Here is a 20,423-nt window from a genome sequence, read left to right as displayed (position 1 = left end):
GGCCGGCGCCCGCCTGCTTCAGATTTTCAGAACCCGCTCACCCCGACCAATGCCGGATGCGCCGGTACGGACCGTTTCCAGGATCACTGTGCGGTCCACCGCCTCGATGAAGGCGCCGAGCTTTTCGCTCGTACCGGTCAGCTCGATGGTGTAAGTCTTTTCCGTCACGTCGATGATGCGTCCGCGGAAGATGTCGGCCATGCGCTTCATCTCCTCGCGGTCCTTGCCAGTGGCGCGGACCTTGATCAGCATCAGCTCGCGCTCGATGTGTTCGGATTCATTGAGGTCTATCACCTTGACCACCTCGATCAGCTTGTTGAGCTGCTTGGTGATCTGCTCGATGACTTCGTCGGAACCGTGAGTGACGATAGTCATGCGCGACAGCGTCGGGTCCTCGGTCGTGGACACTGTCAGCGAATCAATGTTGTAGGCACGGGCCGAAAACAGGCCCACCACGCGGGACAATGCGCCCGCTTCGTTTTCCAGAAGAATGGATAGGATATGTCGCATACCGGCTGGCCTCAACACATATTGCCGTAGTCACGGTTGTTCTCGAAAGGCACGCTCTGCACCTCGCTCATGTGCGCGGGCAGGTCCATCTGGTCCAGACCCTTGCCGTTCTGCACCATCGGGAACACGTTCTCGGACTGGTCGGTACGGAAATCCAGGAATACCAGGCGCTCCTTCAGCTTCTGGCTGAACGCCTCCTTCAATACCGGCTCCACGTCGGCGGGGTCTTCCACCTTGAAGCCGATATGACCGTAAGCCTCGGCGATTTTGACGAAGTCCGGCAGCGCGTCCATATAGGATTCGGAATAGCGCGTGCCGTAGAAGAACTGCTGCCACTGGCGCACCATGCCCAGGTAGCGGTTATTCAAGGCCACTACCTTCACCGGGGTATGGTATTGCTTGCAGGTGGACAGTTCCTGAATATTCATCTGGATCGAGCCTTCGCCGGTGATGCAGGCGACGGTGGCGTCCGGATTGGCCAGTTGCGCGCCCATCGCGGCCGGCAGGCCGAAGCCCATGGTGCCGAGGCCGCCGGAGTTCAGCCACTGTTTGGGATTGTCGAACTTGTAGTACTGCGCCGCCCACATCTGGTGCTGGCCCACATCGGAAGTGACGATAGCCTTGCCGCCGGTGATTTCGTACAGCTTCTCCACCACGAACTGCGGCTTGATCAGCTCGCTGGACGGTGTGTACAGCAAACTGTTGTGGCTGCGCCATTCTCCGATCTGCTTCCACCAGCCGGCCAGGGCTTGAGCGTCCGGCTTCTGGCCGGATTGCTTAAGGAGGTCCAGCATGTCTTTCAGCACATGCTTGACGTCGCCGACGATGGGGATGTCCGCCTTCACCCGCTTGGAGATGGAGGACGGATCCACGTCGATGTGGATGATCTTCTTGGGCTGGCTGAGGAAATGCGACGGCACGCTGATCACGCGGTCGTCAAAACGCGCGCCTATGGCCACCAACACATCGCAGTACTGCATCGCCATATTGGCTTCATAGGTGCCGTGCATGCCCAGCATGCCGAGGAACTGCGGATCGGACCCCGGATAGGCGCCCAGGCCCATCAGGGTGTTGGTACACGGCAGACCCAGCGATTTGACCAGTTCGGTGACTTCGCCGGCGGCATTGCCCTGCACCGCGCCGCCGCCCACGTAAACAAAGGGGCGTTTGGCTTCCAACAGCAGGTTCACCGCTTTCTTGATCTGCCCCGGGTGGCCGCGAGTAGCCGGCACATAGGAGCGGATATGCACGCTTTCCGGGTATTGGAAATCCGTGCGCTGCTGAGTGATGTCCTTGGGGATGTCCACCACCACCGGGCCGGGACGGCCGCTCTTGGCGATGTAGAACGCCTTCTTGATGGTGGCGGCGATCTCGTTCACATCCTTGACCAGGAAGTTGTGCTTCACGCACGGGCGGGTAATGCCCACCATGTCCACTTCCTGAAATGCGTCCAGGCCGATGGCCGGGGACGGCACCTGGCCGGACAGCACCACCATGGGGATGGAGTCCATATAGGCGGTGGCAATGCCGGTCACGGCATTGGTCGCGCCGGGCCCGGAAGTGACCAGGGCCACGCCCACCTTGTCGCTGGAACGGGAGTAGGCGTCGGCGGCATGCACCGCCGCCTGCTCATGCCTCACCAGCACATGTTTGAATTTGTCCTGCCGGAAAATGGCATCGTAAATTTCCAGCACCGCGCCGCCGGGGTAGCCGAAAACAAACTCGACACCTTCTTCCTGCAGGCAGCGGACAACCGCTTCCGCGCCCGATATCTGCATATCGCCTCTTTGTCTTTGCGTTAGTTTCATCCCGTATCGGACGACCTTATCGTATTGCTTTGAAACCGGTCAAGTGCTTTTGTGCAGGTGCAATATGCCCCTAAGCCTCGGTAAATTCAGGAAAAAAATCAGGCTTGGCCGAATCGGCGGCGCTCTGCTACCATCTTCTGTTGGCATCTACTCAAACTCTCATCCGATGGCTAGCCGCGAGGAAATGGCCGACTTTCTGGAGTCGGCGGAGAAACGCGCTTTCAAGCAGGCGTGGTATGCGGTCCAGAATGAAGACAGCGCATTGGATATCGTGCAGGACTCGATGATGAAACTGGCGGATCGCTATCCGCACGCCCCGGCGGCGGAACTGCCGCTGATCTTCCAGCGCATCCTGCAAAACACCATCCGCGACTTCTACCGCCGCAGCAAGGCTCGCCGTTTCGTCAGCACGCTGCTGTCCTCGTTGATCCCCACCCGGGAGGAAGACGATAGCCTCGATCCGCTTGAAACGCTGGACGTCGCCGCGGACGAGGCGCACAGCAATCCCGAACAATGGTGCGCGCGCAAGGAAACCGCCGTGCTGATCGAGTCCTCGCTGCAACTGTTGCCGGCCCGTCAACGCGAGGCGTTTCTGCTGCGTTATTGGGAAGGTCTGGATGTTGCCGCCACCGCGCGCGTGATGGGCTGCTCGGAAGGCAGCGTGAAAACCCATTGCTCGCGCGCCAATCACACGCTGGCGGCCATCCTCGCGCAAAAGGGAGTGACGCTATGAAACCTTCCAATCCCCTGCCCGGCCATGTATCGCGCGTGCTGGACCACGCCAGCGCCGATCTCGACCCCGCGCTGGAACGCAGGCTGCGCCAGGCGCGCGAGCGCGCGCTGGTCCGCTTCGAGGCCAGTTCCCCAGGAGCCGTTACGCAACGCGAGCGGCTGGGCCTATGGGGGCAGCGTCACGTGCTGGCGCTCCGCCGCGGCGGCTTGGCTTTGGGCTTCGCGCTGTTGACCGGCGCCGGCATGATGCTGGCGGAAGATTTGCAGCTGGAAGAAGAAGCGGTGGACGCCGCGGTGCTGGCGCAGGATCTGCCGTTCGAAGCCCTGCTGGAGCCCCACTTCAGCCGAGGCTTGCATGAATAGCGGCCGCCGCCTCTTGCTCGCCCTGTGCCTAAGCGGACTGCTGGCGCCGGCGACCAAGGCCAGCCCGCCTGCCAACCCCCGCTGGGCGCAATTGAGCGCGGAACAGCAGCAGGTTCTGGCGCCGCTGGCCACGGAGTGGGACCGCTACGCTCCATATAAAAAACAAAACCTGCTGGCCATCGTGCCGCAATTCCAACAGTTGCCGGAGGCACAGCGCCAACGCGTGCAGCAAAAGCTGAAAGCCTGGTCCGAACTGAACCAGCAGCAGCGGGACGAGATCCGCGCCAACTGGAAGGCGTTGCAACAGATGCCGCCCGAACAACGCCGGCAGGCCATCCAGCGCCTGCGGCAACAACATGAAGCCCAAGATGCCTCCCGCTGACGCCACCGCCCTGACCCCGCCCACACTGAAACGCAGCCTGGCCAGCTTGTTCTATGAATTGCTCCTGGTCGCCGCGCTCTTGCTCACCGTTACCGCGGTGCTGACGCCGCTGCAGATGCTGATAGGCCAAGGCACGCTGTTCAAGACTCTGCTCAAAACGGTCCTGGTCCTTGCCCTGTTTGCTTATTTCGGCTACTGCTGGGTGCGCGGCGGTCAAACCGTGGCAATGAAAACCTGGCGCATCAAACTGGTCAACGCTCATGGCGGCGGCATCGTCTGGAAACAGGCGGCGGCGCGCTACGTGATCGGCCTGGTCTTGTTCGTCGGCATGCCGGCGGTATCCTATCTCGGCTGGGCCAAGGCCTACGGCCACCAGCCGCAGGCTCTGTGGCTAGCGCTGAGCTGGTGCCTGATTCCCTTCCTGGCAAAGTTCTACGACCGCGACAAGCTATTCCTGCACGACAGGCTGGCGGGCACCCGCCAGGTCGTGCTGCCCAAGCCGCCCCACCCGGGCAAGAAACGGCGCGGCGAACCCACGCCGGGCTGATCCCTAAATCCCGGCGGGCCGGGACAGCAAAGGCTCTGTCTCGGCAAACTCCGCCAAAACATCCAGCAAGACGCGCACCCGCGCCGGAGGATAGCGCCGTTGCGGCCACACCGCGTAAACCGGTTTAGCCGGCATTTCCCAGCCGGCCAAGACCTGCCGCAAACTGCCTTCCGCCAGCTGGCGATGACATAGGCTATGGGGGCAGACGGCAATGCCCATTCCAGCCTCCGCCAAGCGACGCGGCAGCAGCATATCGTTGACCCGCAGCCGCGGCTGCGGCAACTCCCAGGCCGCGCCGTCGTCCCGCCGCTGCAAATGCCAGCGCTCAAACGGCTCAGCCACCAGCAAAGCGTGACGCGCCAGATCCTCCGGCGTCCGCGGTTCGCCTTGTGTCGCCAGATAGGCCGGCGCGGCCACCAGCAGGGTGCGCACCCAACCTAGTCTCCGCTGGTTCAAACTGGAGTCCGGCTGCTCCCCCACCCTCAAAGCCACATCCGCCATGCCGCTGAGCAAATCGTCGATAGCGTTGTTCAGATGCAGTTCCAGGCGCAAGTCCGGGTAATCCTTCAGTATCCGCCGCCATACCGGCACCAGGACATCGTTGCCCAGGCTCAGCGGCGACAGCACCCGCAGCACACCCTTAACCTGATGCAGCGAGTCCGCCAGCGACGCGGTGGCCTGGCTCAGGGATTGCAGTAAGGGCCGGCATTGTTCGTAGTATTGCCCGCCTTCCGCCGTCAGCTCCATCCTCCGCGCGCTGCGGTGCAATAGACGACAGCCCAGCTCACGCTCCAGCGCCTGCAAGCGACGCGACAGGGTGGCGGTGGGCACGCCCAGCCGCCGAGCGGCGGCATTCAAGCTGCCGGCATCGACAATGCTCACGAATAACTGCAGATCATCCAGCATGATTTCATTTTTGGAATTTGAATTCGATATTTTAATTCTATTTACATAAATGATTCTTGCCTAGACTGGCCTTGCAGCTCTCCGCTGTGATGATCTCCCTCTTGAAAGGAATTGCCATGTCTCTGCGCCTGCCCTACACCCAACTGTCTCCCGCCGCCTACCAGGGGCTGGCCAGCGTCAAGTCCAGCTTGCAACACAGCAGCCTGGGCCTGCCTTTGATTGAGCTGGTTTATCTGCGCGTCTCCCAGATCAACGGCTGCGCCTTTTGCCTGAAAATGCATGCGTCGGCCCTGCGCGCCAGGGGGGAAAGCGATGAGCGCATCGACTCCCTGGCCGGCTGGCGCGTCAGCGAGCTGTACAGCGCCCGCGAGCGCGCGGCGCTGGAATGGGCGGAATCGTTGACCGACATCGCCGCCACTCAGGCTCCGAACCAGCATTACCTGCCCTTGCAGGAACACTTCAGTCCGGAGCAAGTGGCGGATCTGAGCTTCGCCATCGCCCTGATGAACGCCTTCAACCGGCTGGCGGTCGGCATGCGTCAGTAAGCGTGATTCCCGCTGGTGCGAGTGATGACTGAGGACTATTCTTTCACATGAAGATAAACTAACTTCAAGCCGTGCTAATCTCTGCGCCCGGTAGTCATCCAGTTGTCACCCACACATCAGGAACCGTCAGTGATGCAACAAGCACCAGACCAGATTGACCGTATCGTCGCCCTGTGGCGCGAGGTTCGCCCGGACTTGGACCCGTCCTCCACCGAAGTGGTCGGCCGCATTGTGCGGATGGAGTACTTCGTCACCCGCCGCGTGCTGCACGATTTGGCGCGCCACAATCTGAATGTCGGCGAGTTCGACGTGCTCGCCGCGCTGCGCCGCGGCGGCGAACCGTTCCAGCTGTCCCCCAACCAACTGCAGGGCATGGTGCTGATCTCCTCCGGCGCGCTGACCAACCGCATCAACCGGCTGGAAGAAGCCGGCTTGGTGACCCGTTCGCCGGATCCGGCCGACCGCCGCGGCGTGATCGTGACGCTAACGCCCAAGGGCTTCGAGGTGATCGAGGACGCCGTCGGCAATCATCTGTCGGCCGAGGCCGAACTGATCGAGATGCTGGATGCGGAAGAACGCGCCACGCTGGCGCGCTTGCTGAAGAAAATGCTGCAGACCCAGGAGGATTGAGATGCACGCGCCCTCCTGTAGCTTGCCGCGCTGAGCGGACAAAAAAAACCGGCCTGGATTCCAGAGCCGGTTTTTTTACAACCGCGCTTCAGCGCACCAGTGGCGGTGCCGCGCCCGCTGCCGCCGTTTTCACCGGCAGCGGCGCCACCCAATGCCAGCGGCCTTTCCAGGCCCCCATCACCAGGTTGGGATATTCAGCCCGGCCCAGACTGCCGTTGTAACGGCCCAGCGCGCGAAACAGATTGCCGCGCTCGATATCCAGGTAGTAACGCAGAATGGTGCAGCCGTAGCGCAGATTGGTGGTGAGATCGAACAGGTTGTGCTGCGCGTTTCCTATGCTGCGCACCCAGAACGGCATCACCTGCATCAGCCCGCGCGCGCCGGCGCCGGAGATCGCGTACTTGTTGAAGCCGCTTTCCACCTGGATCAGGCCCAGCACCAGTTGCGGGTCCAGGCCGGCCCGGGTGGCCTCGTAATGGATGGCGGTGAGCAGGCGCTCCCGCGTCCATTTATCCGGAATCCGCTTGGCCAGCCGGCTGGACATTTCACCCAGCCAGGCGTCGGCTTCGCGCTGGTCGTCGAACACCAGCCGCGGCGCGTTGGCGTCGGACACCGAACGGCGCATGGTGGAAGCGACGTTGGCGGCCAATGCCTCTTCCTTCTGCGCGCCGGCCCACGCCGGCATCGCTGCCAGCGCGGCCAACAATACGACGATGCCGGATCGGATCATAAGACGGTCACAGCCCCAGTTTGGCTAGCACTTGTTCCAGCATAGCATCCGCGGCCAGGGCGCTGGCCTCCGTGTCGCGACGGTGCTGGTACTCGACCTTGCCTTCCTTCAGGCCGCGGTCGCCAATGGTGACGCGATGCGGCGCGCCGATCAGCTCCCAATCGGCGAACATCGCGCCCGGACGTTCGCCGCGGTCGTCCAGAATCACGTCCACGCCCTTGGCCAGCAGGCCTTGGTACAAAGCGTCGGCGGCGGCCTTCACCTCGGCGGAGCGGTCATAGCCCACCGGGCAGATCACCACGGTGAACGGCGCGATGGCGTCCGGCCAGATCATGCCCTTGTCGTCGAAGTTCTGCTCGATGGCCGCGCCCAGGATGCGGGTGACGCCGATGCCGTAGCAGCCCATTTCGAACGGTTTGGGTTTGCCGTCCTCGTCCAGGAAGGTGGCGTTCATCGCTTCCGAATACTTGGTGCCCAAATAGAAGACATGGCCCACTTCGATGCCGCGCTGGATCGCCAGCTCGCCCTTGCCGTCCGGCGAGGCGTCGCCGGCCACCACATTGCGGATATCCATCACTTCCGGCTCCGCGCAATCGCGGCCGAAGTTGACGCCGGTATAGTGCTGGTCATCCTCGTTGGCGCCGGTAATCATGTCGGCCATCTTGGCGACGGTGCGGTCGGCTATGACGCGGCCCTTGAAGCCCACCGGACCCAGCGAACCCGGATTAGCGCCGAAGGCGGCCTTGATCGCGCCGGGGGCGGCGAAGGTCAGCGGCGCCTTGATGCCGGCGATTTTCTCGGCCTTGACCTCGTTTAGCTCATGATCGCCGCGCACCAGCAGCAGCACAGGCTGATCGTCGTCGCCGTCCACCACAACCGCTTTGACGGTTTGCTTGATGTCGACCTTCAGGAAGTCCACCAAGTCGGCGATGGTCTTGACCTTGGGCGTATGCACCTTGGTCATGGCCGCGCCGGCGGCCGCGCGCTCGCCGGCCGGCGCCACGGCTTCGGCCAGTTCGATGTTGGCGGCGTAGTCGGAGTCCGGACAATAGACGATGGCGTCCTCGCCGGTGTCGGCGATCACCTGGAATTCATGCGAACGGTCGCCGCCGATCGCGCCGGTGTCGGCGGCAACGGCGCGGTAGCTCAGGCCCAAGCGGTCGAAGATGCGGCAGTAAGCGGCATACATATTGTCGTAGCTGACGCCGGCGGCTTCCGCGCTGCGATCGAAGGAGTAAGCGTCCTTCATGGTGAACTCGCGGCCGCGCATCACGCCGAAGCGCGGGCGGCGCTCGTCGCGGAACTTGGTTTGGATCTGGAAGAAATTCTTGGGCAGCGCGCGGTAGCTGCGCAGCTCGTTGCGGGCGATGTCGGTGATCAACTCCTCCGCGGTGGGCTGCAAGGCGAAGTCGCGCTCGTGACGGTCCTTGAAGCGCAGCAGCTCCTCGCCCATTTTGTCCCAGCGGCCGGTTTCCTGCCACAAGCCGGCCGGCTGCACCACCGGCAGGCTGACTTCAATCGCGCCCGCGCGGTTCATCTCTTCGCGCACGATGTTTTCCACCTTGCGCACGCTGCGCAGGCCCATCGGCATCCAGGAGTAAATGCCGGCGGCCACTTTGCGGATGAAGCCGGCGCGCATCATCAGCTTCTGGCTGGCGATGTCCGCGTCGGCGGGGGCTTCCTTCAGGGTGGAAATGAAAAACTGCGATGCGCGCATGATGCGTCCTTGGTAATACGGTGTAATGAGGGCTTGATTGTAGCGTTTGCCGCGCCTCGCGGCCAAGCCTTGCGCCGGCATCGCCGTTTTGCGCTATAAAGATGCGTGCCCCGCCACCCGTCGGCTACTCCAGATGCGGCCGCCGCGCAAGCGGACAGCCCGGATTCTGTCGTTTTACGAGAACACATCTCGGCTCTTGCGCGGCCTTTGCTTGGCTTACCCTGACCTCTGGAGTAATCTGCGCGCTCAAGAACCATCGATATTGCTGTGCAGCAATATACGGTGACGAACAATTCCATTGGATGCATATGCAGGATCACAACAAACAGGCCATGGCAGGCCTGACCCTGGCCGCCTTGGGCGTGGTATACGGCGACATCGGCACCAGCCCGCTGTATACCCTGCGCGAATGCTTCACCGGCCAGGGCATCCCCACCACGCCTGAAAACATCTTCGGCATTTTGTCGCTGATCTTCTGGTCGCTGATTTTCGTGGTTTCCATCAAATACGTGGCTTTCGTGCTTCGCGCCGACAACCGCGGCGAAGGCGGCATCATGGCGCTGATGGCGCTGGCCCGCCATTACACCACCCACGCCGCGCGTTGGAAGATCGTTCTGCTGGGCTTGTTCGGCGCGGCGCTGTTCTACGGCGACGCCATCATCACCCCGGCGGTGTCGGTCTTGTCCGCGGCGGAAGGCATGGAGCTGATTTCGCCGGCGATGGAAAGCTATGTGCTGCCGATGGCCATCGGCGTGCTGACCGGCCTCTTCCTGCTTCAGCGCTTCGGCACCGCCAGCGTCGGCCTGCTGTTCGGCCCCATCATGCTGATCTGGTTTTCCGTTCTGGGCCTGCTGGGCCTGCATCAGATCGTGCAAGCTCCGCAGGTGCTGCAGGCGCTCAATCCCTATCACGCGCTGCACTTCATCGGCCACAACGGCTGGGGCTCCTTCCTGACCCTGGGCTCGGTGGTGCTGGCGCTGACCGGCGCCGAGGCGCTATACGCCGACATGGGCCATTTCGGCAGCTCGCCGATCCGCCGCGCCTGGTTCAGCCTGGTGCTGCCTGGCCTGGCCCTGAATTATTTCGGCCAGGGCGCGCTGCTGATGCAAAACCCGGCCGCCATCAAAAACCCCTTCTTCCTGCTGGCGCCGGATTGGGCGCTGCTGCCCTTGATCGTCATGGCGACGCTGGCGACGGTGATCGCGTCGCAAGCGGTGATTTCCGGCGCCTACTCGCTGACCCGCCAAGCCATCCAGCTGGGCTACTGCCCGCGGCTGGAGGTGCAACACACCTCGGAAAAAGAGATCGGCCAGATCTACATGCCCTTCATCAACTGGGCTTTGTTGATCGCGGTGATGGTGGTGGTGCTGACCTTCAAGACCTCGTCCAGCCTGGCCGCCGCCTACGGCATCGCCGTCACCGGCACCATGCTGATCACCACTTGCCTGTTCTTCGTGGTGGCCAGGGTCAACTGGCGCTGGCCCCTGCCGCTGGCGCTGGGCGTTACCCTGATGTTCGCGACCATAGATCTGGGCTTCTTTAGCGCCAACATCCACAAAGTGGCCGACGGCGGCTGGTTGCCGCTGGTGCTGGGCATGGTGATCTTCACGCTGATGAGCACCTGGAAGCAGGGCCGCGAGTTGCTGTTCACCCGCCTGCGCGACCAGGCGCTGCCGCTGGACAGCTTCATCGAAAACCTGGAAGCCTACCCGCCGACGCGGGTGCAGGGCACCGCGGTGTTCCTGACCAGCACCCTGCACGGCGTGCCGCACGCGCTGCTGCACAACCTCAAGCACAACAAGGTGCTGCATGAGCGCGTGGTGTTGATGACGGTGCGCACCGAGGACGTGCCCTATGTAGCCGCGGAGGAACGGCTGGAAATCGTGCAGATGTCGGCCTCGTTCTGGCGCGTGGTGGCTCGCTACGGCTTCAAGGAAGATCCAAACGTACTGCAGGTGCTGGAAGATTGCACTGCCCAGGGTCTGGCTTTCGAGTTGATGGACACCTCCTTCTTCCTGTCGCGCGAGACCATCGTGTCCACCGAGCGTCCGGGCATGTCGCGCCTGCGCGAAAAGCTGTTTGTGTGGATGAGCAAGAACGCGATGCGCGCCACCGACTTCTTCCAGGTGCCCACCAACCGGGTGGTGGAGCTGGGCGCGCAAGTCGAGCTCTAGCTCGCCAGACTTTGAACCGACGCGAAGCCTCCTCGCCTCGCTCACAAGCCGGACCGGCCTTGCCCGTCCGGCTTTTTCGCGGCTGGCTTGACTCTAACGCGACAGACCGCTGTCGGCCTCCGCCCTCGCCCAATCGAAAAACGGTCCGGGATCCGTCTTGCGCCCCGGCGCGATGTGCTCGTGACCGATGATGGCGCTAAGCGGCAGCCTGCGCCGCAATTCCAGCGCCAAGGCTTGCAGCGTCTGGTATTGCGCCTCGCTGAACGGCTCGAAATCGCAGCCTTCCAGCTCCACTCCAATGGAAAAATCGTTGCAGCGTTCGCGCCCTCGCCAATTGGACACGCCGGCATGCCAAGCGCGCCGCGTCACAGGCACAAACTGCTGCAGCTCGCCGGAACGGCGGATGAAGAAATGGGAAGACACGCGCAAATGCTGGATTTCGGCGTAGAACGGGTGCTCGTCCGGGTTCAGCCTATTCTGGAACAACTGCTCCACGCCCAACCCGCCGTAGCGATACGGAGGGAGGCTGATGTTGTGGATCACCAGCAGTTCCGGCGCCATGTCCTCGCCGCGTTCGTCGTGATTGGGCGACGGTATCCAGCGCGCGCCGTCCAGCCAGCCGTCCTCCAATAGCTGGAAAGCCGGCGGCGAGGCCGGCTGATAATTCAGACGCCACAGCATCAAGCCGTCCGGCGTGGACCAGCGCTGCTCGGCGACGAAGCCGGCCTTGCGATACAAAGACAACGCGGCGATATTGACCTCGGCGGTATCAACGCTGACCTCGCTCTCGCCCACCAGCGCCCGGTTCAGCAAGCGGTAGCCCCAGCCGGCGCGCAACTGTTGCGGATCCACCACGACTCTTTCGATATGCAGCCCGCCATCCTCGCGGCGCGAAGCCACCAGCACCCCGCGCAGGCTCTCGCCCTCGAACGCGCCCCAAACCGCGTCGGCGCAGGCCTGCGCAGCGGCAAGGTCGGTCCACATCACCGGCAGGTGCGGATAAGACAGCCATTCCGCCTCCAAACGGTGGGCGGCCAACTGCAGGCTCAAGGCGCGAGCGGCCAACGCCGCGTCGCTCAAATCCAGGCGTTTCACTTCAAACGGGGCTTGCATCCAACCTCCTGCGGCGCGGCGCTGACGCGCGCAACATTCTAGTCATCGGAACAGTCCAATATCTCTCTTGTTTTCTGCCCGGCAGCGGGGTATCAAGAACAACCGGGGCAACCAAACCTCGGCATTCTACCGCTCCCGCGGAGCCGCCGGCGCACGTTGCCTTGAGCCGGATCATGGCCGCCGCCCGCGCCATGCCGCAGAATGCAGCCCGTCACCCACTACAGGAGAACGCCGATGCTGACCCTGGACACCTTGAGCAGCGCCGCCGCGCCCAGCTTCGAACAGCCGCTGGAAATGCTGCAGGCCTGCCACGACAAGATTCGCCGCTTCTGCGACCAACTGGATCAACTGCCTTCTTACATTGAGCAGCACGGCGTCGACGAGGCCGCGCGCAACACGATAGACGGCTTGGTCCGCTACTTCGATCTGGCCGGCCCCGCTCATCACAGCGACGAGGAGGACGAATTGTTCCCGCTGATTCTGGAGCGGGTGCCCACCGCCGCCTCCCGGCTGGAGCAACTGAGCGCAGAACACGGCTATCTGCATTCCTGCTGGAACGCCATTCGCGACGATCTTCTGGCGCTGCGCGACGGCAAGATTCACAGCATCAGCCGCAACGAGTTGGAGGAGTTCGCTCGCCAGTACCGCGAACACGCCGCCGCCGAGGAAAGCTGGCTGTTTCCCACCGCCGCCTCCGCCATCAGCGCCGAGGAGATGAGCGCCGCCGGACAGCGCATGGCGGCGCGCCGGATTCAGCAAGCCGCCTGAACGGCTGCCGCCGCCCGGCCGCAAACGCAAAAAAAAGGCTGACCAGCGCGGTCAGCCTTTTTATCTTTGCGCACTCAGAACCTGTTTACGATCTCGCGAGCAAGAGCGAGACAAGGCGAAAACGGCTGAAAAAGCGGAGTGTACACACGGTACACGAGCATTTTGAAGCCGCTTTTAACGCCGTATCGCCGACGCGCAGCAGATCGTAATCCGGTTCTCAGAACCTGTTTACGATCTCAGGCGGTCAGCTTCAGCAACTGCTCGAACGCGTCCTCGAACAGCTTCAAGCCATCCTGCTGCAGCTTCTCGCCGGCGGCGGCCAGATCCACGCCAGCCGCGCCCACCGCGTGCAACAGGGTCTGCGCCTCGTCCATGCCTTCCGGCAGCGTCAACGCCGCCTGGCCGTGGTCGCGGAAGGCCGCCAGCGTGCCGTCCGGCACGGTATTGACGGTTTCATCGCCAATCAGGCTCTCCACGTAAAGCACGTCTGAGTAGGCGGCGTTCTTGGTGCCTGTGGACGCCCACAGCAGGTATTGCGGACGGGCGCCGGCGGCTTTCAACGCGGCGAACTCGGCGCCGTGGAAGCGCTCGAGATAGCGAGCGTAAGCAGCCTTGGACAGCGCGATGGCCACTTTGCCCTTGTGGGCCTCCGCCACTTGCGGGTCCAGCAGGCTGTCGACTCGGGACAGGAAGAAGCTGGCCACCGCCTTGACACCGGACACGTCCTTGCCGTCGGCGTGACGGGCGGACAAGCCGGCGATGTAGGCGTCCCACACCGCTTCCACTTGCGGCAGCGAGAACAGCAGGGTGATGTTGACGTTGACGCCTTCGCGGGTCAGCGCCTGAAAGGCGCGGATGCCGGCGGCGGTGGCCGGAATCTTGATCATGGCGTTGGGCCGGGCGATTTCCGCCCACAAGCGCCGCGCCGCGGCGAGAGTCCCAGCCTCGTCGTTGGACAACTCCGGCGACACTTCCAGGCTGACATAGCCGTCGTTGCCCTGGCTGGCGTCGTATTGGCCGCGCAGCAAGTCGCAGGCGGCCTGGATGTCCGGCACCACCAGCGCTTCGTAGCGCGCCTCGGCGGATAGGCCGGCGTCCGCCTTCAGGCGGGCCAGATCGGCCTGATAGCTGGCGTCGCCGCTGATCGCCTTGTAGAAGATCGCCGGATTGGACGTCACGCCGGCGATGCCGTCGTCGGCCAGCAGGCGCGCCAGTTCGCCTGAGGCGATCAGTTCGCGGGACAGATTGTCCAGCCAGACGCGCTGGCCGAACGGACGGATGGATTGCAGTCGATTCATGGTGGAACGATCCAGAATAAAGTCGGGACGGGCCCGGCATCGCCGAGCCGGCCGGTGGCCGCCGCGCCATAGAGCCTGTTCAGAGTCTCGCGCACTGGGGCGAGACAAGACGAAAACAGCCGAGGAAGCGGAATGCACATACGGTACATGAGCATTTCGAAGCGGATTTCAACGTCGTATCGCCGAAGCGCGGCAGACTTTGAACAGGTTCTAAAATCGGCGGGCTGAAACGGACATCCTAACCCGCTTGGAGCGGCGCGCCAAGAGCGCCGGCCCAAGCTTGCAAGAATACGCCGCATGCGGCCCCAGCGGCGCGGCGCTCAAGCCGCTTGCGAGCCGCTGCGGCGGTCGCGCGGGAACACCGCGGAGAACACGCTGCCCTTGTCCGGCTCGCTTTTGATCTCCAGCCGGGCGTGATGGCGGGCCAGCACGTGCTTGACGATGGCGAGCCCAAGACCAGTGCCGCCGCTGCCGCGCGAACGGCCGCGGTCCACCCGGTAGAAGCGCTCCGTCAACCGCGGAATATGCTCGCGCGGAATACCGATGCCAGTATCCGCCACGGAGAAGCGCAGCTGCTCGCCCTCTTCCCTCCAGCTCAGTGTGATGCAGCCGCCTTCCGGCGTGTAGCGCACCGCATTGGATACCAGATTGCCAAAGGCCGAATGCAGCTCTTGCGGACTGCCCCACAGCCAGGCGTCGCTGTGCCGGTCCAGCTTGACCTGATGGCGGCCGTGGGACAGGCCTTCGGCTTCCACCATCAGCGTGTCCAACATGTCCTGCATGTCCACTTTTTCCGATACCGTCGCCTTGGGGCTGTTCTCCAGCTTGGACAGGGTCAACAGGTCTTCAACCAGGCTTTGCATGCGCCGCGATTGCTCTAGCATCATCGGCAGAAACTGGCGGAAGGTGGCGTCGTCCACCTGCGGCAGATCGCCCAGCGTCTCCAGAAAGCCGCCCACCACGGTCAGCGGCGTGCGCAGCTCGTGCGAGACGTTGGCGACGAAATCCTTGTGCACGGTTTGCACCCGTTCCAGCTGGGTGATGTCGCGGGTCAGCAGCAATTTGCGGGTGGAATCGAAAGGGACCATCTGCAGCGAGATCACCAGTTCGCGCGGCTGCACGAAATTGAGCACCAGCGGTTGGCTGAAGCGCGCCTCGTTCATATAGGCGTGAAAGGCCGGCTGGCGAATCAGGTTGAGGATCTGATTGCCGACATCCCGCTTGCGGTCCAAACCCAGATGCTCCACCGCCATCGGGTTGATCCATTCGATGCGGTCATGCTCGTCCAGCACCACCACCCCGTCCGGCATCGCCTCGCCGGCGTTGATGAAACGCTCCAGCGCGTGGGTGAGCTTTTTCTGGCTCTGGCTCTGGGTGCGGGTGGTGCGGTACAGGGTCATGAAGATGGTGTGCCAGACGCCGAAACCGTCCGGCACCCGCTCCGGGGTCGGCCGCTGCAGCCAGCGCAACAACAACGCGACATGGTAGAGATTGAAGGCCAGCCAGCCGCCCAGGCAGATGGCCACCGCGATCAGTCCGTCTTCCGCCGACGATCCCAGCCAGAAGCCCAGGCCAATGACGGCGGTCGCCAGCAGCGAGGCCAGCGTGCGTTTCAGAAATTCAGGCATCAGGCCTCACTGCTGGGTGGAGAAGCGGTAACCGGTGCCGCGCACGGTCTGGATCAGCGCGTCGTGGCCGGTGCCCTCCAACGCGCTGCGCAGCCGACGGATGTGCACGTCCACGGTGCGCTCTTCCACGAACACATGGTCTCCCCACACCTGGTCCAATAGCTGGGAGCGCGAATGCACGCGCTCGGGATGGGTCATGAAGAAGTGCAGCAGGCGGAATTCGGTGGGGCCCAGATCGATGACGCCGCCGTTGCCGGTGACGCGGTGGGTGACCGGATCCAGCCGCAGGCCTTGCACGTCCACTGCGTCGTCGGTCATCTGCGGCGCGCGACGGCGCAGCACCGCTTTGATGCGCGCCAGCAATTCTCGCGGCGAGAACGGCTTGGTGATGTAGTCGTCCGCGCCGGTTTCCAGGCCGGTGATCTTGTCCTGCTCGTCCGAGCGCGCGGTCAACATGATGATGGGCACGTGGCGAGTACGCTCGTCCGCGCGCAAGCGCTTGGCGATGTCCACGCCGCTGGCGCCCGGCAGCATCCAGTCCAGCAACACCAGATCCGGCAACGCGTTGCGCACTAGCGTCAGCGCCGCTTCGGCGGTGCTGGCTCGCAGCACATGGTGGCCGGCCTGCGCCAGGTTGAAGGCAATCAGCTCCTGGATTGCCGGTTCGTCTTCAACAAGCAAGATATTGGCTGGCATGGTTGATCCATTCCCGTTTGAGTGTGTGGCAAGGATAAAAACGGGTGATTACAAAAATATGACATTTCGTCAAACTTTCCCACTTTGGCGCAGATTATTTTAACGCGCCAGCCGTAGACGCCGCTGAAACCAAAAAAAAAACGGGCCTGTTGCTGTGAACAGGCCCGGAATGGTCGTCGTCAATACAGATTTGATCTGACTAGAGACCAGGGACAAAGAGATCACCAGGACAGTTTCAAATGAGAGCGTTTTGGGACAATTCTCATCCGCAACGGATCTGGACAGGCGAGCCGCGGGACAGTGCGGCCAACCCTGATACGGCCAGCATTTTACGTAGCAAACAGGCGTTTTGATTAGATGTTTGATTGGATTTTAAGCCATTTTACCTTATTTTATATGTTTGTTTCGTCATATCTCCTTATAATCGAAACATGGATAAATTTGATAGAAAAATAATCGCCGCGCTGCACGAAAACGCCCGCATCAGCTTCGCGGAGCTGGCCCGAAGGGTGAATCTGTCGCCGCCGGCGGTGGCGGACCGGGTGAGCAAATTGGAGCGCGGCGGCGTGATCACCGGCTACCGCGCCACCATCGATCCCAACAAGGTGGGCATGCCCATCTGCTGCATGATAGAACTGACGGTCAAACACCTGGAGTACTTCGCGGTGATAGAGGAAATCCGCACCATGCCGGAGATCATCGAATGCATGTCGGTGACCGGCACCAGCGGACTGATGATGAAGGTGGTAGTGGACAATATGCCCACCCTGCAGGCGCTGATCGCGCGGCTGATGCAGTTTGGCGACACCAAGACTTCGATCGTGATCGAGGTTCCAGTGCCGCCGCGGCTGCCGGATTTGCAACAGGACGAATAATCCGGCGCGGCTTTGGGCCTGACAATGAAAAACGGACAGGCGAGCCTGTCCGTTTAAAAGAGCGGAACGCCTGTCGGCGCTTACTTGGCGGCCTGCCAGGCCACTGCCGTATCGATCATGCGGTTGGAGAAGCCCCACTCATTGTCGTACCAGGCCAACACTTTGACTTCGCGGCCGCCGATGACGCGGGTCAGCGTGGCGTCGAAGGTGCTGGACGCCGGGTTATGCAGGAAGTCGCAGGACACCAGCGGCAGCGTGTTCACGCCAAGCACGCCCTTGAGCGGCCCCTTGGCGGCGTCGCTGATCAGCTGGTTCACTTCTTCCTTGGTGGTGTCTCGGCCGGCGGTGAAGGTCAGATCCACCAGCGAGACATTGCTCACCGGCACGCGCACGGCGAAACCGTCCAGCTTGCCTTTCAACTGAGGCAACACCAGGCCCACCGCGGCGGCGGCGCCGGTTTTGGTCGGGATCATGGACACGGCGGCGGAACGGGCGCGACGCAGATCCTTGTGATCGGTGTCCAGCAACACTTGGTCGTTGGTGTAGGCGTGCACCGTGGTCATCAGGCCGCGCTCGATGCCGATGGTGTCGATCAAGGGCTGCACCATCGGAGCCAGACAGTTGGTGGTGCAGGAGGCGTTGGACACGATGGTCATCGCGCTGCTCAACTGCTGATGGTTGACGCCGTACACCACGGTGGCGTCCACGCCTTCGCCGCCCGGGGCGGAGATCAGCACTTTTTTAGCGCCCGCCTGCAGGTGGGCGCCGGCTTTTTCGCGAGTGGTGAACAAACCAGTGCATTCCATCACCACGTCCACGTTCAATTCTTTCCACGGCAGCTCGGCCGGGTTGCGGATGGCCAGCAGCTTGATCTTCTTGCCGTTGACCACCAAGTGGTCGCCGTCCAACGCCACGGACGCGGCGAACGGGCCGTGCACGCTGTCGTAGCGGGTCAGGTGTTCATGCAGCTCCGGCGAGGCCAGATCGTTGATGGCGACAATCTCGATGTCCTGATCGGCATAGCGCTCTTGCCATGCACGCACAATCATGCGGCCGATGCGGCCGTAACCATTGATAGCAACTCGCAACGTCATGATGCATCCTCCAAGTTGAAATGGCGCAAGGTCATCTTCCCGTGCCCTGCGCCACCACTGTCCGCCTGATTCGGCTTGTAATCAACTCGCTACATAAGTAGTGGGCGAATTACCAACATCGCCAGTGCGGAAATTCCGACCAAACTTGCCGTGCGTCAAATTCCGCCGGCCGTCGCCCGGCATCGAGCAGCGCCTCAGCCCTGCAATACGGCGGCGTAATCGCCGGCGTCGCTATTCAATACTATATGCAATAGCGTGCCGGAAAAGGCGGTAACGCCGCTGGCGCCCAACTGCTGCAAAGCCGCCTGATCAACCAGGGCCGCGTCGGCCACTTCCACCCGCAAGCGGCTGCCGGCCACGGCTTCCACCTTGCGCACATTGTCCGCCCCGCCCAGCGCCGTCAGCCAGCGTTCGCGATCAATGCCCACCACTTCGCCCAAGGCCCGCGCCGGCGCCGCCTCGCTCGTTTGAACGGCGGCCGCGGTTTCAGCGGCGCCCAGCGCAACGCGGATTTCGTCGGCAATCAGATCCGCCTCCGGCCCCAGCACGACTTGCACGCTGCCGGCGGCCGGCTTGATCAGGCCGCGCGAGCCCAACGCCTTCAGCGCGGCCTCGCTCACTTTGTCGTTGCTGGCCACTTGCAAGCGCAAACGGGTGGTGCAGGCATCCACCGATTTCAGGTTGGCGGCGCCGCCCAGCGCGGCGATAAAGGCGCGCGCGCGTTCACTGCCGGCCGCCACCGCCGCCACAGTCACCATCGCGTCTTCGCGGCCAGGGGTCTTCAGATCGAATTTCTTGATGAAGAACACGAACAACACGTAGTAGAGCGCGAAGTAGCCGATGCCCACCGGGACCAACAGCAAGGGGTTGGTGGACAAGCCGAAGTTCAGCATGTAGTCGAACAGACCGGCGGAGAAGCCGAAACCCAGCTTGATGTTGAGCGCGTGCATCAAGGCCATGGCCAGGCCGGTCAACACCGCGTGGATGGCGTACAGCGCCGGCGCCAGGAACATGAAGGCGAACTCCACCGGCTCGGTGACGCCGGTCAGCATCGCGGTCAGCGCCATCGAGAACAGCAGACCGCCGACGGCTTGCTTGTTCTCCGGCTTGGCGGTGCGGTACATCGCCAGGCAGGCGGCCGGCAGGCCGAACATCATCACCGGGAAGAAGCCGGACATGAACATGCCGGCCGTCTTGTCGCCGGCGAAGAAGCGGGTCAGGTCCCCGTGCACCACCTTGCCGGCGGCGGCGGCGAAATCGCCCACCTGGAACCAGACGATGGTGTTGAGAATGTGGTGCAGGCCGGTGACGATGAGCACGCGGTTGAGCACGCCGTAGACGAAGACGCCGATCTCGCCGGCGCCGATCAGCCAGCGCCCAACGCTATCGATGCCGACCTGCACCGGCATCCAGACATAGCCCAGCACCGCGCCCAGCAGCAGCATGGAGAAGCCGGTGACAATGGGCACAAAACGCTTGCCGCCAAAGAAGGCCAGGTAGCTGGGCAGCTTGATGTCCTTGTAACGGTTGTACAGCGCGCCGGCCACCAGGCCGGACAGAATGCCGGACAGCACGCCCATATTGAGCTTCTCGTCTATCACCTTGAGTACCGCGGTGATCACCAGATAGCCAATGGCGCCGGCCAGGCCGGAGGTGCCGTTGTTGTCTTTGGCGAAGCCCACGGCCACGCCGATGGCGAAGATCAACGCCAGATTGCCGAAGATGGCGTCGCCTGCCTGAGCCATCATCTTGATGTTGAGCAGGTCCGGCTGGCCCAGGCGCAGCAGCAGGCCGGCCACGGGCAAAACGGCGATCGGCAGCATCAGGGCTCGGCCCAGCTGCTGAATGCCAGCGAATTTATTGTCAGAGGTACTCACGTCTCGTCTCCCAGTGTATGGACGCCGATG

20 protein-coding genes and 1 pseudogene are annotated in these 20,423 nt (G+C 62.9%); 9 read left to right on the top strand and 12 right to left on the bottom strand.

Annotated elements, in window-relative coordinates; genetic code table 11:
* Positions 1 to 18: 18 nt before the first annotated feature.
* Together ilvN and ilvB are read right to left on the bottom strand one after the other, a co-directional pair.
* A complete protein-coding gene (gene ilvN / locus DXT74_RS04705; protein WP_019101853.1) occupies positions 19 to 510 on the bottom strand; it encodes an acetolactate synthase small subunit in 492 nt (163 codons plus the stop codon).
* Positions 511 to 521: 11 nt separating this feature from the next.
* The gene (gene ilvB, locus DXT74_RS04700; protein ID WP_194427418.1) at positions 522 to 2,288 is read right to left on the bottom strand and encodes a biosynthetic-type acetolactate synthase large subunit; all 1,767 of its coding nucleotides are present in this window, start codon (positions 2,286 to 2,288) and stop codon (positions 522 to 524) included.
* Positions 2,289 to 2,484: 196 nt separating this feature from the next.
* On the opposite strand from ilvB, the gene DXT74_RS04695 reads away from it, so the two are divergent.
* From DXT74_RS04695 to DXT74_RS04680, 4 genes are read left to right on the top strand one after another with little or no spacing between them, the layout of a single operon-like run.
* On the top strand, positions 2,485 to 3,051 hold the full coding sequence (locus tag DXT74_RS04695) for an RNA polymerase sigma factor (protein ID WP_019102164.1): 567 nt from the start codon (positions 2,485 to 2,487) through the stop codon (positions 3,049 to 3,051).
* A complete protein-coding gene (locus DXT74_RS04690) occupies positions 3,048 to 3,413 on the top strand; it encodes a DUF3619 family protein (protein ID WP_043589523.1) in 366 nt (121 codons plus the stop codon). Before DXT74_RS04695 ends, DXT74_RS04690 begins: the two co-directional genes overlap by 4 nt.
* Positions 3,406 to 3,795, top strand: coding sequence for a DUF3106 domain-containing protein (locus DXT74_RS04685; RefSeq protein ID WP_194427417.1), 390 nt, complete (start codon positions 3,406 to 3,408; stop codon positions 3,793 to 3,795). The genes DXT74_RS04690 and DXT74_RS04685 overlap by 8 nt, the downstream gene beginning before the upstream one ends.
* Positions 3,782 to 4,342 (top strand): RDD family protein, encoded by a 561-nt coding sequence (locus tag DXT74_RS04680; protein ID WP_052370488.1) that lies wholly within the window; start codon positions 3,782 to 3,784, stop codon positions 4,340 to 4,342. The genes DXT74_RS04685 and DXT74_RS04680 overlap by 14 nt, the downstream gene beginning before the upstream one ends.
* Before the next feature lie 3 nt (positions 4,343 to 4,345).
* On the opposite strand, the gene DXT74_RS04675 is transcribed toward DXT74_RS04680, so the two are convergent.
* Positions 4,346 to 5,248 (bottom strand): LysR family transcriptional regulator, encoded by a 903-nt coding sequence (locus tag DXT74_RS04675; RefSeq protein ID WP_194427416.1) that lies wholly within the window; start codon positions 5,246 to 5,248, stop codon positions 4,346 to 4,348.
* Between the two features lie 116 nt (positions 5,249 to 5,364).
* Between DXT74_RS04675 and DXT74_RS04670 the strand changes: the two genes are divergently transcribed.
* A complete protein-coding gene (locus tag DXT74_RS04670; protein WP_114152142.1) occupies positions 5,365 to 5,793 on the top strand; it encodes a carboxymuconolactone decarboxylase family protein in 429 nt (142 codons plus the stop codon).
* A gap of 132 nt (positions 5,794 to 5,925) precedes the next feature.
* On the top strand, positions 5,926 to 6,423 hold the full coding sequence (locus DXT74_RS04665) for a MarR family winged helix-turn-helix transcriptional regulator (protein WP_043589515.1): 498 nt from the start codon (positions 5,926 to 5,928) through the stop codon (positions 6,421 to 6,423).
* An 88-nt stretch (positions 6,424 to 6,511) separates the two neighbouring features.
* Here DXT74_RS04665 and DXT74_RS04660 read toward each other — a convergent pair whose 3' ends face one another.
* Both DXT74_RS04660 and DXT74_RS04655 read right to left on the bottom strand, forming a co-directional pair.
* Positions 6,512 to 7,153, bottom strand: coding sequence for a lytic transglycosylase domain-containing protein (locus DXT74_RS04660; protein WP_043589513.1), 642 nt, complete (start codon positions 7,151 to 7,153; stop codon positions 6,512 to 6,514).
* Positions 7,154 to 7,160: 7 nt separating this feature from the next.
* Positions 7,161 to 8,870 carry a proline--tRNA ligase gene (locus tag DXT74_RS04655; protein ID WP_043589963.1) on the bottom strand — a complete coding sequence of 570 codons (1,710 nt, stop codon included), beginning with the start codon at positions 8,868 to 8,870 and terminating at the stop codon, positions 7,161 to 7,163.
* Positions 8,871 to 9,178: 308 nt separating this feature from the next.
* Between DXT74_RS04655 and kup the strand changes: the two genes are divergently transcribed.
* Entirely contained in the window at positions 9,179 to 11,044 is a 1,866-nt protein-coding gene (kup, locus tag DXT74_RS04650; RefSeq protein ID WP_043589962.1) for a low affinity potassium transporter Kup, read from the top strand.
* A 93-nt stretch (positions 11,045 to 11,137) separates the two neighbouring features.
* On the opposite strand, the gene ampD is transcribed toward kup, so the two are convergent.
* Together ampD and DXT74_RS22785 are read right to left on the bottom strand one after the other, a co-directional pair.
* Positions 11,138 to 11,725, bottom strand: a complete 588-nt coding sequence (ampD, locus tag DXT74_RS22790; protein ID WP_231138327.1) for a 1,6-anhydro-N-acetylmuramyl-L-alanine amidase AmpD — start codon at positions 11,723 to 11,725, stop codon at positions 11,138 to 11,140.
* A 6-nt stretch (positions 11,726 to 11,731) separates the two neighbouring features.
* A pseudogene (locus DXT74_RS22785) lies at positions 11,732 to 12,028 on the bottom strand (GNAT family N-acetyltransferase); the annotation flags it as partial.
* A gap of 363 nt (positions 12,029 to 12,391) precedes the next feature.
* On the opposite strand from DXT74_RS22785, the gene DXT74_RS04640 reads away from it, so the two are divergent.
* Complete coding sequence (locus DXT74_RS04640) at positions 12,392 to 12,925, top strand: hemerythrin domain-containing protein (RefSeq protein ID WP_081554424.1); 534 nt, start codon at positions 12,392 to 12,394, stop codon at positions 12,923 to 12,925.
* A gap of 236 nt (positions 12,926 to 13,161) precedes the next feature.
* Here the strand turns inward: DXT74_RS04640 and tal are convergent, their stop codons facing one another.
* The 3 genes from tal to phoB all read right to left on the bottom strand — a co-directional run bounded on the left by tal (position 13,162) and on the right by phoB (position 16,547).
* Positions 13,162 to 14,223 (bottom strand): transaldolase, encoded by a 1,062-nt coding sequence (gene tal, locus DXT74_RS04635; protein ID WP_043636812.1) that lies wholly within the window; start codon positions 14,221 to 14,223, stop codon positions 13,162 to 13,164.
* 320 nt (positions 14,224 to 14,543) lie between these two features.
* On the bottom strand, positions 14,544 to 15,851 hold the full coding sequence (gene phoR, locus DXT74_RS04630; protein WP_019101331.1) for a phosphate regulon sensor histidine kinase PhoR: 1,308 nt from the start codon (positions 15,849 to 15,851) through the stop codon (positions 14,544 to 14,546).
* Positions 15,852 to 15,857: 6 nt separating this feature from the next.
* Entirely contained in the window at positions 15,858 to 16,547 is a 690-nt protein-coding gene (gene phoB / locus DXT74_RS04625; RefSeq protein ID WP_019101332.1) for a phosphate regulon transcriptional regulator PhoB, read from the bottom strand.
* Positions 16,548 to 16,978: 431 nt separating this feature from the next.
* Here phoB and DXT74_RS04620 point away from each other — a divergent pair, with 431 nt between their 5' ends.
* The gene (locus DXT74_RS04620; protein WP_019100282.1) at positions 16,979 to 17,422 is read left to right on the top strand and encodes an Lrp/AsnC family transcriptional regulator; all 444 of its coding nucleotides are present in this window, start codon (positions 16,979 to 16,981) and stop codon (positions 17,420 to 17,422) included.
* Between the two features lie 80 nt (positions 17,423 to 17,502).
* Here DXT74_RS04620 and gap read toward each other — a convergent pair whose 3' ends face one another.
* The gene (gap, locus tag DXT74_RS04615) at positions 17,503 to 18,516 is read right to left on the bottom strand and encodes a type I glyceraldehyde-3-phosphate dehydrogenase (RefSeq protein WP_019100281.1); all 1,014 of its coding nucleotides are present in this window, start codon (positions 18,514 to 18,516) and stop codon (positions 17,503 to 17,505) included.
* Positions 18,517 to 18,710: 194 nt separating this feature from the next.
* On the bottom strand, positions 18,711 to 20,393 hold the full coding sequence (gene nagE / locus DXT74_RS04610) for an N-acetylglucosamine-specific PTS transporter subunit IIBC (RefSeq protein WP_043589508.1): 1,683 nt from the start codon (positions 20,391 to 20,393) through the stop codon (positions 18,711 to 18,713).
* Positions 20,394 to 20,423: the final 30 nt, after the last annotated feature.

The organism is Chromobacterium sp. Rain0013 (assembly GCF_015291765.1).
Classification (GTDB): Bacteria; Pseudomonadota; Gammaproteobacteria; order Burkholderiales; family Chromobacteriaceae; genus Chromobacterium; species Chromobacterium haemolyticum.
This window is presented reverse-complemented; position numbering and strand designations above follow the sequence as displayed.